The sequence below is a fragment of the Streptomyces mayteni genome, assembly GCF_054783955.1.
Window position 1 is genome coordinate 1 of record NZ_BAAGPR010000047.1, and the last position, 15,930, is coordinate 15,930.

The window sequence follows — 15,930 nt, forward strand, 5'->3', positions numbered from 1 at the left end:
AGACGGGCCGGCGTGGGGCCGGGGGCCGCCGCGCGGCGGCCGCGGCCCGCCGCAGGCGGTGGTGGCGCCGAGGCGGAGCCTGTGGCGCCCCGGCCGAAGCCGAGTGCGGCGGTGGCGCCGTGGTCAAAGCCGAGCGCAGCGATGTCTCAGCCCTCCTCGATCGCGCCGGCGCGGCCGGTGACGGTGATGGGGAGGCTGAAGGCGCCGGGGAAGAGGACGGGGACGTGGAGTTCGACGACGGCCTGGCGGACGTCGCCGTTCAGGGGGCAGGAGACGGAGGCGTCCCAGGCGCCGGATATGACCCGCAGGGCCGCGGCCTGGCAGTCGCCGCCCGCGGCGGCGGCGCGGGCGCCCTCGTCGGCCGCGTTGCCGGCCAGCGAGAAGGTGTAACCGATCACCACGCACTGCCACATGACGGCCAGCATCACCAGGACCAGCGGGAACAGGCCGGCGAACTCCACCATCACCGCGCCCCGGTCGCGCTGCTCGGCCGCCGGTGTCATCCCCGCCTGCCCCGGCGGCGGCCGGCGGCCGGCGCGTTCTCGGGCGGGGTGAGCCCCACCTCGGCGGCCAGCGCCCACATCGCGCGCCGCACCTGGCCGCGGGCCTCCAGGTCCTGGATGCGGCCGGCGTCCTGCGCCTCCTGCAACTCCCGGAAGCCGGCCGGGATCACGCCGCGCGCCACCTGGGTGCCGGTGATCCTGGCGATCAGCGGCGGCTGGATGGCGCTGGCCCGGCTCATCCGGTTGACGACGGTCAGGGTCTCCTGCGCCTTGCGGATCTGCAGCCGGTCCCACATCCGCACCATCCGGTTGACGGCCCGGACCGAGATCACGTCCGGCGTGGTGACGAGCAGCGCCGCGTCGGACATCTCGATGGCCGCCGCGTTGGCGGCGTTCATGTGGGAGCCGCAGTCGACGACGACCACGTCGTGCCGGGCCCGCACCGCCATCAGCAGCTGCCGGGCGGTGGCCTCGCTGACGTCCTCGCCGCGCTCGCCCTCGGCCGGCGCGATCAGCATGGCGAGGCCGGTCTCGTGGCTGAACACGGCCTCGCCGAGCACCTGTGGCGAGATGTCGGCGATGCCGGCCAGGTCGGCGACCGAGCGGCGGAACTGGACGTCGAAGTAGGAGCCGACGTCCCCGCAGAGCAGGTCGAGGTCGACGAGGATCACGCCGCGCTCGTAGCCGCCCGACGTCTGGGCGGCCAGGGCGAGTTGGGTGGCGAGCAGGGTCGCGCCGACGCCGCCCTTGGCGCCGGTGACGGTGATGATCCGGCCGCCGGGGCCGGTGGCCACGGCGTCACCCGCGCCGAGGTGCCGCCGTACGCCGGCGACCCAGTGCGCGGCGGCCGCGATCCGCGCCGCCAACTCGTCGTAGGACAGCGGGAGGCCCACCAGACCGCGGGCCCCGGAGTCCATGGCCGCCGAGTAGAGGCCGGGGCTCGGGTTCTCGGAGACCAGCACCACGGCCACCGCGGGGAACCGCAGCGCGACCTCCCGGATCAGCTCCAACGCCGGCAGCGGGCCCACCCGTTCGTGCAGGACCACCACCTCGGGCAGGTCGGCCACGGACTCGTGGCCGAGGCCGGCGAGCGTGTCGAGGAGCGTGGTGGAGTCCGGCACGGAGCGCATCGGCTCGCTGTCGGGGAGCTGGCTGAGCAGGGTGATCAGGGCACGGGCGGTGTCCGGGTCGCCCACCGCAGGGAGAACGCGCGTCGTCATCGGAACAGGTCACCTGCTTCCTTACGGGAAGAGCGCGTCGAGATCGAGGTGCGGATCTCCCGCGTTGTCACCAATGATGGTGTACGTACGCTCCTCGTCGGGGATCTCCCGCTCGTCCCCGGGCGCGACCAGCGCGAGCCGCACCTGTTCCGCGAACGCCTCGGCGAAGGTGACCCGTTGGGCGTCCACGTTGTCCAGCGCGAAGGTGATCGGCACGGCGTCCGTGCTGTTCCGCTCGTCGTCGATCACCTCGGTGAGGTCGCCGACCTCGATGACCTCGGCGTTGTTGACCATCAGCCGGACGATCTCGTACTCGTCCTCCACGTCGCCGGTCCGCTCCGTGACCCGGAAGGCGGCGTACATGTTGATGGTGGCGCCGGGATAGATCTTGCCGGCCACCCCGGTGGCGGCGTCGATCATGACGGCGATCTCCTGCTGCCCCTCGTCGAGTTCCGGCCGGTCGGAGAGCATGTCGCGCTGGAGTAGCGAGCCTTCGCGCAGCGGCCCTATGGCGACCTGCCCCTCCACCTGCTCGGGGTCGGTGACGGCGGAGTCCGGTATGTAGCGCTCGGGGATGGAGACCTCACGCAACTGGTCGGCCGTCACCTCCTCGTAGGGCTCGACGTCCTCGCTCAGCTCGTAGGCCGTGGCCTCGGGGCCGACCCGGGACTCCACGTCGTTTATCACCCCGAGCACCCCGGCGAAGGCGCCGAGCGCCAGCAGGATCGAGACGACCAGCAGCAGGATGCCGCGTCGCTGGCGAGCGTTCATGAAGCGTGTCTACCTTCTCGTCTTGCGGCACGTGGTCGTTGGAGCAGCCTCGGGGTCAAGGGTTTCCTTCGTGACGGCGGTTATCCACCGCCGGGTGCCAGGGCTCGGCGACCGGCCGCCGCTATGGCCCGCGGTGCCCGCTCCTGGTGCGGCACGGGGGCGGAGCAGAACGCGCAGCGGTCACCGATGAGGGTGAGGCCGCACCAGTGGCAGTTCTCCTGCCGCATGGAGCTGACCATCTGGTAGAGCAGGGACGCGTCGGGGATGGCGGCGGCGAACTCGACCACCTTGGGGGTGGCCCACCAGCCGGTGGAGTCGGCCGGCAGCGGCACCGGGCGCACCGCCTGGACCTGCCACTGGCGGGCGAGCCGGCCGGTGACCCAGGTGCTGTCCAGGTTGCCGGCGGCGTAGGTGAGGGCGGTGGAGAACTGCGGCCCGGCCAGGGTGACGTCGCCCTCGGCGCGCACGAGTTGCGGGATGGGGCCGGCCAACACGGCGCACTGGCCGCCCGATTGGCGCCCGCCGCCCGCGGCGGTGGGCAGGGTGATCGGGACGCGGTCGAGCCGGCTGCCGGAGGCGAGCAGCGCGCCGGCGTAGATGTAGTGGGCCAACAGCCGGGCCGAGGCGCCGAGTACGCCGGGGGCCAGGTCGCTCGCGGAGAGCTGGCGCAGCTGGCGGACGAGCACGGCGGTGCCGAGCGGCGGCAGCGCGCTGGGCAGCAGGGCTATCCGGTCGGTCTCCAGCATCGCCCGCACGGCGTGCAGCCGTTGGACGTGGGCGCGCGGCGTGGTGGTGGGGTAGACCACGATGAAGTGGCCGTGCCGCTGCACGAGTTGACCGGCCTCGGCGAGGGCGGCGGCGAACTCCTGCCCGTCGGGGCCGCCGAGCACGTGGGCGCCCGGGGTGTGCGGGTCGGTGGGCGGCAGCACGAGGTCGGCGCTGGTGACCGCGATGGCAATCGGCATCGCCGCTTCCCCCCTTGGTGAGTCTGCCCGCCGGAAGCTGCGGGCAGCTTATCGACTGCGGACGCTCAGAAGACCGCAAGCCCTCAAAAGAAAGTGCGGATGTAGTCCGTGACCGTGCCGTCGCCCGCGACGAGCGGGATCAGCGGCCACTTCTCGAAGATGGTGCAGGGGTGGGACATACCCAGCGCCACCCAGTCCCCCACCTCGGGCCCGGCGGACTCGTCCGACACGGTGACGAACGCGTGCTGGTCGGCGAGGCGTACGACGTCGAGGCCCGCGCCGCCGCGCACCCGCCCGTCGGCGCCGCGGACGGCCTGGACCTCGGGCAGGCCGAGGTCGTAGGCGATGTCGCGCTTGCCGGCGTTGAGCAGGGCGAGCCCCGGCTCCGGCCGGGAGACGACCTGGGCCCAGAGCCGGAAGGCGGGCAGCAACGACCCTTCCTGCGGTATCCGGTTGAAGGGCGTGACGTGCCGGTAGCGGCCGTCGTCGTGGCTGACGTAGGCGCCGGAGCGCAGCATCCGGCACACCGGCCGCGACAGGTCGGGGAGTTCGCCGAACGCCTCGGCGACGGCGTCGAACCAGGCGCTGCCGCCGGCGCTGACGATGATCTCGGGCAGCCCGGCGAACCGGCCCGCCTTGTCGAACTCGACGGCGAGACCGCACAGCAGGTCGAGCCACTCGCGCACCGACTCCCCGTAGGCCTCGGGCAGTTCGCCCTCGTAGCCGGCGACGCCCACCAGCCGCAGGGTGTGGGTGGCGGCGACGGCGTCGGCGACCTCGGCGGCCTGCCCGACGTCCCGGACGCCGCTGCGGGCGCCCGGCGCGCCGAGCTCCACCACCACCTCGACCTGGCGGACCGCGCCGGCCGCGCGCAGCGCCTCGTCCATCAGCGCGACGCCGCGCGTCGAGTCGACGTAGCAGACGCAGCGGAACACGGGGTCGTCGTCCTGCTCGGCGGCCAGCCAGGCCAGGGCGGCCGGGTCGACCAGCTCGTTGGCGAGGAAGATCCGCGGCACCCCGAAGGCCCTGGCCACCCGGGCCTGGTGCGGGACGGCGACGGTGATCCCCCAGGCGCCGTGGTCGAGTTGGCGCTGGAACAGCTGCGGGGCCATCGAGGTCTTGCCGTGTGGCGCCAGGTCGAGGCCGTGCCGGTTGGCGAAGCGCTGCATGGAGCGCAGGTTGTGGTCGACGGCCTCGGCGGAGAGGGTGAGCACCGGGGTGGTGAAGCCCCCGGTGTAGAGGTCGCGCCGCTCGGCGGCCAGCTCGCGGATCCGGTGCCCCGTCGCGTCGGGCGGCAGGCCCTTGAAACGGTGGTCGATGATCTCGTCGGCGAGCGCGTCGAGCGGTCTGGTCATGGCGACTCCGTGGCCGTTGGAGTGGTGCTGCCGTCCCGACGGCTCCGCCGGGATCCCCGCACCCTACCTAGCACCGGGTAGAGGGCGGGTCAACGGAGTGCGATCGCCACGTTACGTCCGTCACGACCCGCGTGGGCGAAAACACAGGGCGACCCGCGTTACACGGTCGTAAGGTTGCCAGCATGATGCAGGTGATCCAGTCGGCCAAGCTCGCCAACGTCTGCTACGAGATCCGGGGCCCGGTTCTCGACGAGGCGCAGCGGCTCGAGGCTGCGGGTCACCGCATCCTGAAGCTCAACACGGGCAACCCCGCGGCCTTCGGTTTCGACTGCCCGCCGGAGATCCTGGAGGACATCCTCCGCAACGTCTCCTCGGCCCACGGCTACGGCGACGCAAAGGGCCTGCTGGCCGCGCGCCGCGCCGTCACCCAGCACTACCAGACCAAGGGCATCGACCTGTCCGTCGAGGACGTGTACCTGGGCAACGGCGTCTCCGAGCTGATCCAGATGTCGATGCAGGCGCTCCTGGACGACGGCGACGAGGTGCTGGTACCGGCCCCCGACTACCCGCTGTGGACGGCGTCGGTGGCGCTGGCCGGCGGCACGGCGGTGCACTACCGGTGCGACGAGCAGTCGGACTGGATGCCGGACCTGGCCGACCTGGAGCGGAAGATCACCGACCGCACCAAGGCGCTGGTGATCATCAACCCGAACAACCCGACCGGGGCCGTATACGACCCGGCGGTGCTCGAGCAGCTGACGGACATCGCCAGGCGGCACCGTCTGGTGGTCTGCTCGGACGAGATCTACGACCGGATCCTCTACGACGGCGCCACCCACACGTCGACGGCGGCCGTCGCGCCCGACCTGCTGACGCTGACGTTCAACGGCCTCTCCAAGAACTACCGGGTGGCGGGCTTCCGCTGCGGCTGGCTGGCGGTGTGCGGCCCGAAGGACCACGCCAGGAGCTACGTCGAGGGCCTGACGATCCTGGCCAACATGCGGCTGTGCGCCAACATGCCGGCCCAGCACACGGTGGCGGCGGCGCTCGGCGGCCGGCAGTCGATCGAGCAGCTGGTGCTGCCGGGGGGCCGGATGCGGGAGCAGCGGGACGTGGCGCACGAGCTGCTGACGTCGATCCCCGGCGTGACCTGCGTGAAGCCGCGCGGGGCGCTGTACGCGTTCCCGCGTCTTGATCCGAAGGTGTACAAGATCAAGGACGACCGGCAGATGGTGCTGGATCTGCTGCGCGCCGAGAAGATCATGATCGTGCACGGCACGGGGTTCAACTGGCCGGATCCTGACCACTTCCGCATCGTGACGTTGCCGCCGGCGGCCGAACTGCGGTCGGCGATCGAACGCATCGGCTCGTTCCTGGACGGCTACAGCCAGTTCTGACGGCCCCGGCGGTTTCTCCCCCACCCTCCCCCAGCCATGGGGGTCCCCCCGGGACGGAGTCTGGGGGGGTTGGGAGGTGCCCCCACGCCCTTCCTAGCGCTGCGCGCGGCGCAGGCCCTCGCGGGCCCGGGCGCTCCGCGCCGTGGCGGTTCCCCCACCCACCCACCCACCCGCCCCGCGCTCCGCGCGGTGGGCCCTGACGGGCCCGGCCTGCGGCGGCTTCGCCGCCGGGCCGGCGGCCCGCGCGGGCCAGGCCTGGGCGGCCCTGCCACAGTTCCCCCGCCCACCCGCCCCGATGCGTGCTCGCGCGGGCGAGCCCCGGCCGGCCTGCCTGCGGCGGCTGCGCCGCCAGGCCGGCGCTGCACGCGGCGTTCGCGGGCCCCGGGCCTGGGCGGCCCTGCCGCAGCGCCCCCCACCACACCTGCCCTTGTCGCCGCGCTCCGTGCGGGCGGGCCTGCGGCCCGACGCCGCGCTGGCCACCGGCCAGGGCTTGTGGAGGCACCGCCCAGCGTTAGCTGGGGGGGGTGGGGACGGCACGCCGGGCGTTCGCGCACCGCGCGGGTCGGTGCCCTGACGGGCCGACGTCCCGGCGCTCCGCGGGGCCCCGCGGGCCCAGGGCCCGTGGCGGCTGCGCCGCCGGGCCGCTCCCGTCCGCGCTCCGCGCGAGCGGGCCCTCGCGAGCTCAGGCCCGCCGCGCTCCCCACCCGCCAGGGTGTGGGGGCGCCCCCAGCCTCCCCCAGACTCCGTCCGGGGGACCCCCATGGCTGGGGGAGGGTGGGGAGAAACGCAGCGGCCGGGCGGGCCGCGGTCACGGCTCGCGGTGCGCCAACCGCAGGTGGGCCGGGGTCCGCGGGCCCGTCCGGCCAGGGCCCCGCACGTCGTTGGGCGGGGCCCCTTGCCTAGGCCCGCCCGAGCTGGGCCAGGCGTTCGGTGAGGGCCTCGTACTCGGCCCACAGCCCCTTCGGCGTGTGGTCGCCGAAGGTGCGCAGGTGGTCGGGGATGAGCGCGGCCTCCTGCTGCCAGATCTCGGGGTCGACGTCGAGCAGGAACTCGAGGTCGGCCCGCGTCAGGTCGAGGTCGGTCACGTCGAGCGCGCCGGCGGCCGGCAGCACGCCGATCGGCGTGGTGACGCCGTCACCGCGGCCGTCGAGCCGGTCCACGATCCACTTCAGGACCCGGATGTTCTCGCCGAAGCCTGGCCAGACGAAGTCGCCCGCCGCGTCCTTCTTGAACCAGTTGACGTAGTAGATCTTCGGCAGCTTCGCCGGGTCGGGCGCGTTCTCGCCGACCTTCAGCCAGTGGCCGAAGTAGTCGCCCATGTTGTAGCCGCAGAACGGCAGCATGGCGAACGGGTCGCGCCGCAGCTCGCCCACCGTGCCCTCGGCGGCGGCCGTCTTCTCGGAGGCGACGTTGGCGCCGAGGAAGACGCCGTGTCGCCAGGAGAAGGACTCGGTGACCAGCGGCACGGCCGTGGCCCGCCGGCCGCCGAAGAGGATGGCGGAGATCGGGACGCCCGCTGGGTCCTCCCACTCGGGGGCGATGGTCGGGCACTGGGCGGCCGGCACGGTGAACCGGGCGTTGGGGTGGGCGGCCGGGACGTCGGAGTCCGGGGTCCAGTCGTTGCCGCGCCAGTCCACGAGGTGGGCCGGGGGCTCGTCCGTCATGCCCTCCCACCACACGTCGCCGTCGTCGGTGAGGGCGACGTTGGTGAAGACGGAGTTTCCCCACAGGGTGCGCATCGCGTTGGCGTTGGTGCGCTCGCCGGTGCCTGGCGCGACGCCGAAGAAGCCGGCCTCGGGGTTGATGGCGTAGAGCTGGCCGTCCTCGCCGAACCGCATCCAGGCGATGTCGTCGCCGATGGTCTCCACGGTCCAGCCGGGCAGCGTGGGCCGCAGCATGGCGAGGTTGGTCTTGCCGCAGGCCGAGGGGAAGGCGGCGGCGACGTACTTCGCGTCGGCACCGTCCTCCGGCGGGGTGAGCTTGAGGATCAGCATGTGCTCGGCCAGCCAGCCCTCGTCGCGGGCCATCACGGAGGCGATGCGGAGCGCGTAGCACTTCTTGCCGAGCAGCGCGTTGCCACCGTAGCCGGAGCCGTAGGACCAGATCTCGCGGGTCTCGGGGAAGTGCGAGATGTACTTGGTCGAGTTGCACGGCCAGGGCACGTCCTGCTGGCCCGCCGCGAGCGGGGCGCCGACCGAGTGCACGGCGCGCACGAAGGCGCCGTCCTCGCCGAGTTCGTCGAGCACCGCGCTGCCCATCCGGGTCATGGTGCGCATGGCGACCGCGACGTAGGCCGAGTCGGTGATCTCGACGCCGAGCGCGGAGAGCGGGGAGCCGAGCGGGCCCATGCAGAAGGGCACCACGTACATGGTCCGGCCGCGCATCGAGCCGCGGAACAGGCCCTGGGCGCCGCTGAAGATCTCCCGCATGTCGCCCGGCGCCATCCAGTGGTTGGTGGGGCCGGCGTCCTGCTCGCGTTCGGAGCAGATGAAGGTGCGGTCCTCGACCCGGGCGACGTCGGTCGGGTCGGAGGCGGCGTAGTAGGAACCGGGCCGTTTCTCGGCGTTGAGCGGGGTGAAGGTGCCGTTCGCGACCAGCGTGGCGCACAGGCGGTCGTACTCCTCCTGGCTGCCGTCGCACCAGACGACCTCGTCCGGCTCGGTCAGTGCTGCGATCTCCTCGACCCAGGCGACGAGCTTGCGGTGCCGGGTCGGGGCGGTGGCGGCGACGGGAGCTGCTGAACTCAGCGTCACGTTCGCTCCTGTGGTTTGAGGGTTTTGTTGAGCAGTCGAGCTGGTTGAGCAGGTCGAGCTGGTTGAGCAAGCCGCGCGCTGCTGAGCACCGCGCGACCAATGCGCTCATCCGATAAGAAGGAGCGCTCATCTGATGGTGCCGGTTCTTCTCTTCTGTGTCCAGGGCAGCTCATCTGAGCAGCTTGCGCGGCCGCTATACCATCAATCGCATGACTCCGCCCGTCAAGCCCCGATTGCGCGGCTGGCTGCACGCCGGCATGTTCCCGGCCGTGCTGATAGCCGGCATCCTGCTGACCGCCTTCGCCGGCAGTCCGCGTGCCCGTGTGGCCTGCGCGATCTACGCCATAACGGCGTGCGCGCTCTTCGGTATCAGCGCGCTCTACCACCGGGGTGAGTGGGGTCCTGGCTGGGAGGCCGTGCTGCGCCGGCTCGACCACGCCAACATCTTCCTGATCATCGCCGGCACCTACACGCCGTTCACGATCCTGCTGCTGGACGGTGCCCGCGGACAGCTCCTGCTGTGGGGGGTCTGGGCGGGCGCGCTGGCCGGCATCGTGTTCCGGGTGTTCTGGACCAACGCGCCACGCTGGCTCTACACGCCCTGCTACATCGCGCTCGGCTGGGCCGCCGTGTTCTTCCTGCCCGACTTCCTACAGGCCGGCGGGATCGCGGTGCTGGCCCTGGTGGTGATCGGCGGGGTGCTGTACAGCGCCGGCGGCGTGGTCTACGGGCTGAAGCGGCCGAATCCGTCGCCGCGCTGGTTCGGCTTCCACGAGGTGTTCCACTCGTTCACGCTGGCCGCGTTCGTCGTCCACTACGTCGGGATCTCGCTGGTGGCCTACCAGCACGGATGACCGGGTTCCGCACGACAACTTGACAGCCGCACTCTTCCGAGAGTCACTATCACTTGATAGCGACTCTCGGAGGTTTGCCATGACCACGGCCACGACGCCGGCGGACACGACGCTCGACGCCCGCCGCTGGTGGGCACTCGGCGCGCTGGTGCTCGCGATGCTGGTGCTCGGCTTCGACACCACGATCCTCAACGTGGCGCTGCCCACCCTCGCCGCCGACCTCGGCACGAGCAGCAGTGAGCAGCAGTGGATCGTGGACGCGTTCCTCGTCGTCTTCGCCGCCTGCATGCTCCCGGCCGGGCTGCTCGGCGACCGTCCCCCAGCTAACGCTGGGAGGTGCCCCCAGGCCGGCGCCGCATGCTGGTGGCCGGCCTGGCGATCATGCTGGTCGGCTCGCTCGCCGGCACCCTGGCCGGCGGTCCCGGCGCGCTGATCGCGGCGCGCGCCGCCATGGGCCTCGGCGCCGCGCTGACCACCCCGCTCGCGCTGGCCGTGCTGCCCACCGTCTTCGGCCCCGAGGAGCGCGGCCGCGCCGTCGCCGCGCTCACCGCGGCGCTGGCCGCCGGCATGCCGCTCGGGCCGCTGCTCGGCGGGCTGCTGCTCGACCACTACTGGTGGGGCTCGATCTTCCTGCTCAACGTCCCGCTGGTGGCCGCCGGCATCGCGGCCTGCCTGCTGCTGCTCCCCGAGAGCCGCAACCCGGCCGCGCCCCGGCTCGACCCGCTCGGCATCCTGCTCGGCGTCGGCGGCCTCGGCCTGCTGGTCTACGGCGTCATCGAGGGCCCGGCCAGGGGCTGGAACGACGTGCTGACGCTGGGCACGCTCGTCGGCGCGCTGCCGCCGCTCGCCTGGCTGTACCTCCGCGACCGGCGCCGGGCCGAGCCCATGCTCGGCCTCGGCCTGCTCGCCAACCCCGGCTTCCGTTGGGCCACCCTGATCGGCACGGTGGCCAGCTTCGCGATGGCCGGTCTGCTGTTCGTCGTGCCCCAGTACCTCCAGGCCGTCCAGGGCCACAATGCCTTCGGCACCGGGCTGCGGATCATGCCGCTGATGGGCGGGCTGCTGGTGGCGGCGCGCGGCTGCCAGCCGCTGAACCGGCTGCTCGGGCCGCGCTTCACCGTCGCCACCGGCCTCGCGCTGCTCGCCTTCGCCGGCGTGCTCGGCGCCACCACCGACACCGGCTCCGGGTACGGGCTGACCGCCACCTGGCTGACGGTCACCGGCCTCGGCGTCGGCCTGGCGCTGATCCCCTCCATGGACACGGCGCTCGGCGCGCTGCCGACCGACGCCGCGGGTACCGGCTCAGGGCTGCTGATGACGATCCGGCAGGTGGGCGGCGCCGTCGGGGTGGCCCTGCTCGGCAGCCTGCTCGCCGAGGGCTACCGCGCCGACCTCGACACCGGCGGGCTGCCGGCCACCACGGCGGACGCCGCCAGGGAGTCCGTCGTCGCCGCCCATCTGGTGGCCGACCGCGCCGGCCTGCCCCGGCTCGCCGACTCGGCCGACGCCGCGTTCCTGCACGGCATGGGCCTGGTGCTGTTCGCCACCGCGCTGATCGCGGCGGCCGGCGCCGCGTTCGCCGGCTGGCTGCTGCCCGGCCGGGATGTGGCACCGCCCAGGGCGCGTACCCGAGAATGATCCGCATGCCCACCGCACCCCAGCCCGGCACCGGCCTCCGCGAACGGAAGAAGATCCGCACCCGGCAGGCCATCCGCCGGGCCGCCTACCGGCTGTTCGAGGAGCGTGGCTTCGAGGCGACCCGGGTCGACGAGATCGCCGCGGCCGCCGACGTCTCGCCGAGCACCGTCTTCCGCTACTTCCCGACCAAGGAGGACATCGTCCTCAGCGACGAGGAGGACCCGATCGTGGAGGCCGCGCTGCGCGCCCGCCCGGCCGGGGAGCCGCCGCTGGCCTCGCTCCGCGAGGCGCTGCGGCAGACGATCGAGCAGCTATACGCCTCGCCCGAGGCGCCGGAGGAGATCGCCCGGCGGATGCGGCTCATCGCCACGGTGCCGTCGATCCGCGCCAGGCTGCACGAGTCGGTCGCCGACACCAGCGGCATGCTCACCCGGGTGCTCGCCGAGCGAACCGGCCGGCGCCCCGAGGACCTGGAGATCCGGGTCTTCATGGGCGCCGTGCTCGGCGGCCTCACCGAGGCGATGCTGCACGTGGCCGAGCACCACGCGGAGGTGGACGTGGTCGACGTCCTGGACCGCGCGCTGACGGTCCTGCAGAACGGCCTGGCCGACTGACCGCCGCTCACTGGTCGCGGTGCCGGACCGCGACCACCGTCAGCGCCGCGGCGACGGCCGCCCAGACCGCGTAGACCGTCCACGCGCCGCCCGTGGTCATCGGGTAGGGCACGTTCCCCCAGTCGACCGTCCTGGTCAGCTCCTGCCAGGCGGAGGCGGGCAGCGCGTGGCGGATGGTGGCCGACCAGTACCGGCCCTCGCTGAAGAACGTCGGCAGCAGCGGCAGCGCGACGACCGCGCAGATCACCGCCGTCGCACTGTGCCGGACGACGGCGCCCAGGGCCGCGCCCACCAGCCCGCAGACCGGCGCGAGCAGCGCCGAGGCCACCACCACGCGCAGCGCGCCCGGGTGGTCGATCGCCACCCCCGCGTCCCGCGCCGACAGGATCGCCTGGGACGACCAGAACGAGACCGCGGCGACCACCGCGCCGAACGCCGTCAGCACGGCCGCCACCTCGCACGCCTTGGCCGCCATCACCGAGCCGCGCGCCGGCACGGCCGCGAAGGTGGTGCGGATCGAGCCGCTGGCGTACTCGCCGGTGACGGCCAGGGCGCCGATGGCGCTGGTGGCCAGCATCAGGATGAGGCTGGCGTTGGTGGTGAACGCGTCGAGCAGCGGCAGCCCGTTGGCGACGAAGTTCTCACGCGTCTGCTCGTCGTACTGGTGCCAGTAGCGGTAGTGGTCGTAGGCGGCACCCGCGTTGAAGCCGACGACGGTGAGCCCGGCGAGCAGCAGGAACCAGGGCGTGGAGCGCAGCGACCAGAACTTGAGCCACTCGGCGGCCAGCAGGTCCACGAACCGGGCGCGCGGCTCGGCGGCGTCCACGGCGTCGACGGTGGTGACGGCGGTCATCGGGCGGCTCCTGCGGTGTACTCGACGCGGTCGGCGGTGAGTTCCATGAACGCCTCCTCGAGGGAGGCGTGGGGGGTCAGTTCGTGCAGCGGGACACCGTGCCTGAGGGCGAGTTCGCCGATCGCGGCCGCCTTCAGCCCGGTCACCGAGAGGACGCCGTCCGCCTCCCGCACCGTGCCGCCCTCCGCCGTCAACGCGGCCGCCAGCGCCGCCGGCTCCGGGGTCACCACGGTCACGCGGTGCGAACCGCCGCGGGCCGCGAACGCGGCCAGGCTCTCCGCCGCGATCAGCTCCCCGCGCCCCACGACCACCAACTCGTCGGCCGTGTGCTCCATCTCGGACATCAGATGGCTGGAGACGAACACGGTGCGGCCCTCGGCGGCCAGTCCGCGGAAGAGACCGCGCAACCACTGCACGCCCTCCGGGTCGAGGCCGTTCAGCGGCTCGTCGAAGAGCAGCACCGGCGGATCGCCGAGCAGGGCGGCCGCGATGCCGAGGCGCTGCCGCATGCCGAGCGAGAAGCCGCCGATCCGGCGCCTGGCCGCGCCGGAGAGCCCGACCTCGGCAAGCACCTCGTCGACCCGGGCGCGCGGGATCCGGTTGGCGACGGCCAGCGCGATGAGGTGCGCCCTTGCGGTGCGTCCGCCGTGCACGTCGCCCGCGTCCAGCAGCGCGCCGACGTGCCGCAACCCGCGCCGGTGGTCGCGGAAGGGGCGGCCGTGCACGGTGACGGTGCCCGAGGTGGGGGCGTTGAGCCCCAGGATCAGCCGGAGGGTCGTCGACTTGCCGGCGCCGTTGGGGCCGAGGAAGCCGGTGACCTGGCCGGGCCTGACGGTGAAGGTCAGGCCGTTGACGGCCGTGGTGCCCCCGTACCGCTTGGTGAGTTCGTTGACTTCGATCACGCCCTCCACGCTGCCGTGGGCGGGGCGTCCGGCGCGTCGGCCCGCGGCCGACAATGACCGCGACGACTGTCATCCACGGGTGTACGACCGTGGGCCGATGCCCGGGCGCGGGGCGCCCGCCTACCATCGGGTCATGCCTCGAACCTCGTCCTTCCCGCAGCTCAGGGGCCTGTCGCCGGGCGACTGGACCGTCCTGGCCTGGGGCGTGGGCGCGGCGCTCACCTTCCTGATGCGGATCCGGCTGCCGGGCGAGAGCCAGCCGAGCGTCTTCCCCGGCGTGCTGCTCTACCGCTACGACGGCCTGTTGTTCCTGGTGGTGGCCACCCTGCTGACGATCGCCGGCGCCCGCCGGCTCGACCGCCGCCCGGTGCGGGCGCTCGCCCTGCTGCTCACCGGCTCCGTCATCGCGACGATCCCGCTGAGCGTCGGCGAGATACCGATGGCCCAGTTCCTCGCGGTCGACGTCGCCCTCTACTTCGTGGCGGCCGCCGGGCCGCGCCGCACCGGCCACGTCGCCCTCGCCCTGTCACTGGCCACCCTCGTCGGCTTCGTGACGGCCCGGCTGCTGTCCCGCTGGCCGGCCGGTATCTCGGCCGAGCTGGCGGTGGCGCTGACCGCCGTGATCGCCGCGCTCCTCGGCGGCGCGGCCCGGCAGGCCCGCGAGCACGCCGAGGCGGCGCGCGCCCAGGCCGCCACCCAGGCGGTGACGGCTGAGCGGCTGCGGATCGCCCGCGAACTGCACGACATGGTGGCACACAGCATCGGCGTGATCGCCCTCCAGGCCGGCGCGGCCGGCCGGGTCATCGACAGCCAACCGGCGCTGGCCAAGGCCGCGTTGGGCGAGATCGAGACCGCCGGCCGGGAGACCCTGTCGGGGCTGCGCCGCATGCTCGGCGCACTGCGCCGCTCCGAGCCGGGCGCCGCGCCGCTCGCCCCGGGGCTCGGCCTGGCCGACGTGGACCGGCTCGCCGCCGCGACGACGGCGGCCGGCGTCCGGGTGGACGTCCGCTGGCTCGGCGATCCAGGCCCGCTGCCGCCGGAGATCGACGTCTCGGCCTACCGGATCATCCAGGAGGCGGTCACCAACGTGGTGCGGCACGCCGGCACCGCGGCCTGCCGGGTCACGGTCGACCGGCGCAGCGAGGAGGAGCTGGCCATCGAGGTGCTGGACGGCGGCGAGGGGCCGGGCGACACGGCCTCCACCGGCTGGGGGCTGATCGGCATGCGGGAGCGGATCGCCCTGCTGCACGGCGAGTTCACGGCCGGCCCGCTGGCCGGCGGCGGCTTCCGGGTCGCCGCGCGGCTGCCGGTGCCGGTGGGTGTCCGATGACGGTCCCCGGGCCCGGGGGCCCGGGAGGTGCCCCCATCAGGGTGCTGCTCGTCGACGACCAGCCGCTGGTCAGAACGGCCCTGCGGATGGTGATCGCCGAGGCGCCCGACCTGACGGTCGTCGGCGAGGCGGGCGGCGGCGCCGAGGCCGTCAGGCTCGCCGAGCGCGAGGCGCCCGACGTGGTGGTGATGGACATCAGGATGCCCGGCATGGACGGCATCGAGGCCACCCGCCGAATCGTGGCGGGCCCGAGCCCGGCGCACGTGATCGTGCTCACCACCTTCGACGACGACGACTACGTCTACGGCGCGCTGCGCGCCGGCGCGGCCGGCTTCCTCGTCAAGGACATGGCGCTGGACGACATCCTGGCCGCGGTCCGCGTGGTCGCCACCGGCGACGGGCTGCTGGCCCCCGGCATCACCCGCCGCCTGATCCGCGAGTTCGCCACCCGCCCCACGACCCCGGTGGCACGCGCCGCCCCCACCGGCATCACCGACCGCGAACGCGAGGTCCTGACGTTGGTCGGCAACGGCCTCACCAACGCCGAGATCGCCTCCCGCCTCTCGATCAGCGCGGCCACCGCCAAGACGTACGTCACGAGGCTGCTCGCGAAACTCGACGCGAGAGACCGGGTTCACCTGGTGATCATCGCGTACGAGACCGGCCTGACCGGCACCGGCGGCGCCTGACGGCTGGTCTGGCCGGTGGGGCTGTTTTCCCCACCCACCCACCCACCCGCCCACCCTTACCTCTGCGCTCCGCGCGGTGAAGGGCC

The 15,930-nt window shown here is 73.4% G+C and carries 15 protein-coding genes; 7 read left to right on the forward strand and 8 right to left on the reverse strand.

The annotated features are described in order from the left end of the window. Positions 1 to 146: 146 nt before the first annotated feature. The 5 genes from ACYVPE_RS20800 to ACYVPE_RS20820 form a co-directional block, all read right to left on the reverse strand. Positions 147 to 503 (reverse strand): TadE/TadG family type IV pilus assembly protein, encoded by a 357-nt coding sequence (locus ACYVPE_RS20800; RefSeq protein ID WP_461035162.1) that lies wholly within the window; start codon positions 501 to 503, stop codon positions 147 to 149. Continuing rightward, positions 500 to 1,723: an AAA family ATPase gene (locus tag ACYVPE_RS20805; protein WP_461035163.1), complete on the reverse strand. Its 1,224-nt coding sequence runs from the start codon at positions 1,721 to 1,723 to the stop codon at positions 500 to 502. Before ACYVPE_RS20805 ends, ACYVPE_RS20800 begins: the two co-directional genes overlap by 4 nt. A 21-nt stretch (positions 1,724 to 1,744) precedes the next feature. Continuing rightward, positions 1,745 to 2,494, reverse strand: a complete 750-nt coding sequence (gene cpaB, locus ACYVPE_RS20810) for a Flp pilus assembly protein CpaB (RefSeq protein WP_461035164.1) — start codon at positions 2,492 to 2,494, stop codon at positions 1,745 to 1,747. Positions 2,495 to 2,574: 80 nt separating this feature from the next. Next, on the reverse strand, positions 2,575 to 3,459 hold the full coding sequence (locus ACYVPE_RS20815; protein ID WP_461035165.1) for a hypothetical protein: 885 nt from the start codon (positions 3,457 to 3,459) through the stop codon (positions 2,575 to 2,577). Between the two features lie 83 nt (positions 3,460 to 3,542). Then, complete coding sequence (locus ACYVPE_RS20820; protein ID WP_461035166.1) at positions 3,543 to 4,814, reverse strand: alanine racemase; 1,272 nt, start codon at positions 4,812 to 4,814, stop codon at positions 3,543 to 3,545. Positions 4,815 to 4,999: 185 nt separating this feature from the next. Here ACYVPE_RS20820 and ACYVPE_RS20825 point away from each other — a divergent pair, with 185 nt between their 5' ends. Further along, positions 5,000 to 6,211 carry a pyridoxal phosphate-dependent aminotransferase gene (locus ACYVPE_RS20825; protein ID WP_461035211.1) on the forward strand — a complete coding sequence of 404 codons (1,212 nt, stop codon included), beginning with the start codon at positions 5,000 to 5,002 and terminating at the stop codon, positions 6,209 to 6,211. A gap of 899 nt (positions 6,212 to 7,110) precedes the next feature. Here ACYVPE_RS20825 and ACYVPE_RS20830 read toward each other — a convergent pair. Then, on the reverse strand, positions 7,111 to 8,964 hold the full coding sequence (locus ACYVPE_RS20830) for a phosphoenolpyruvate carboxykinase (GTP) (protein ID WP_461035167.1): 1,854 nt from the start codon (positions 8,962 to 8,964) through the stop codon (positions 7,111 to 7,113). Positions 8,965 to 9,173: 209 nt separating this feature from the next. On the opposite strand from ACYVPE_RS20830, the gene trhA reads away from it, so the two are divergent. The 4 genes from trhA (at position 9,174) to ACYVPE_RS20850 (ending at position 12,070) form a co-directional block, all read left to right on the forward strand. Then, entirely contained in the window at positions 9,174 to 9,818 is a 645-nt protein-coding gene (gene trhA, locus ACYVPE_RS20835; RefSeq protein ID WP_461035168.1) for a PAQR family membrane homeostasis protein TrhA, read from the forward strand. Between the two features lie 79 nt (positions 9,819 to 9,897). Next, on the forward strand, positions 9,898 to 10,251 hold the full coding sequence (locus tag ACYVPE_RS20840; RefSeq protein WP_461035169.1) for an MFS transporter: 354 nt from the start codon (positions 9,898 to 9,900) through the stop codon (positions 10,249 to 10,251). After that, on the forward strand, positions 10,176 to 11,456 hold the full coding sequence (locus tag ACYVPE_RS20845) for an MFS transporter (RefSeq protein ID WP_461035170.1): 1,281 nt from the start codon (positions 10,176 to 10,178) through the stop codon (positions 11,454 to 11,456). Before ACYVPE_RS20840 ends, ACYVPE_RS20845 begins: the two co-directional genes overlap by 76 nt. Before the next feature lie 5 nt (positions 11,457 to 11,461). After that, positions 11,462 to 12,070, forward strand: a complete 609-nt coding sequence (locus tag ACYVPE_RS20850; RefSeq protein WP_243745115.1) for an acyl-CoA-like ligand-binding transcription factor — start codon at positions 11,462 to 11,464, stop codon at positions 12,068 to 12,070. 7 nt (positions 12,071 to 12,077) lie between these two features. On the opposite strand, the gene ACYVPE_RS20855 is transcribed toward ACYVPE_RS20850, so the two are convergent. Both ACYVPE_RS20855 and ACYVPE_RS20860 read right to left on the reverse strand, forming a co-directional pair. Further along, entirely contained in the window at positions 12,078 to 12,923 is an 846-nt protein-coding gene (locus tag ACYVPE_RS20855; protein ID WP_461035171.1) for an ABC transporter permease, read from the reverse strand. Then, positions 12,920 to 13,825, reverse strand: coding sequence for an ATP-binding cassette domain-containing protein (locus tag ACYVPE_RS20860; protein WP_461035172.1), 906 nt, complete (start codon positions 13,823 to 13,825; stop codon positions 12,920 to 12,922). Before ACYVPE_RS20860 ends, ACYVPE_RS20855 begins: the two co-directional genes overlap by 4 nt. A gap of 133 nt (positions 13,826 to 13,958) precedes the next feature. Between ACYVPE_RS20860 and ACYVPE_RS20865 the strand changes: the two genes are divergently transcribed. Both ACYVPE_RS20865 and ACYVPE_RS20870 read left to right on the forward strand, forming a co-directional pair. Further along, positions 13,959 to 15,155, forward strand: a complete 1,197-nt coding sequence (locus ACYVPE_RS20865) for a sensor histidine kinase (RefSeq protein ID WP_461035173.1) — start codon at positions 13,959 to 13,961, stop codon at positions 15,153 to 15,155. Continuing rightward, positions 15,152 to 15,844 (forward strand): response regulator, encoded by a 693-nt coding sequence (locus tag ACYVPE_RS20870; RefSeq protein WP_461035174.1) that lies wholly within the window; start codon positions 15,152 to 15,154, stop codon positions 15,842 to 15,844. Before ACYVPE_RS20865 ends, ACYVPE_RS20870 begins: the two co-directional genes overlap by 4 nt. Positions 15,845 to 15,930: the final 86 nt, after the last annotated feature.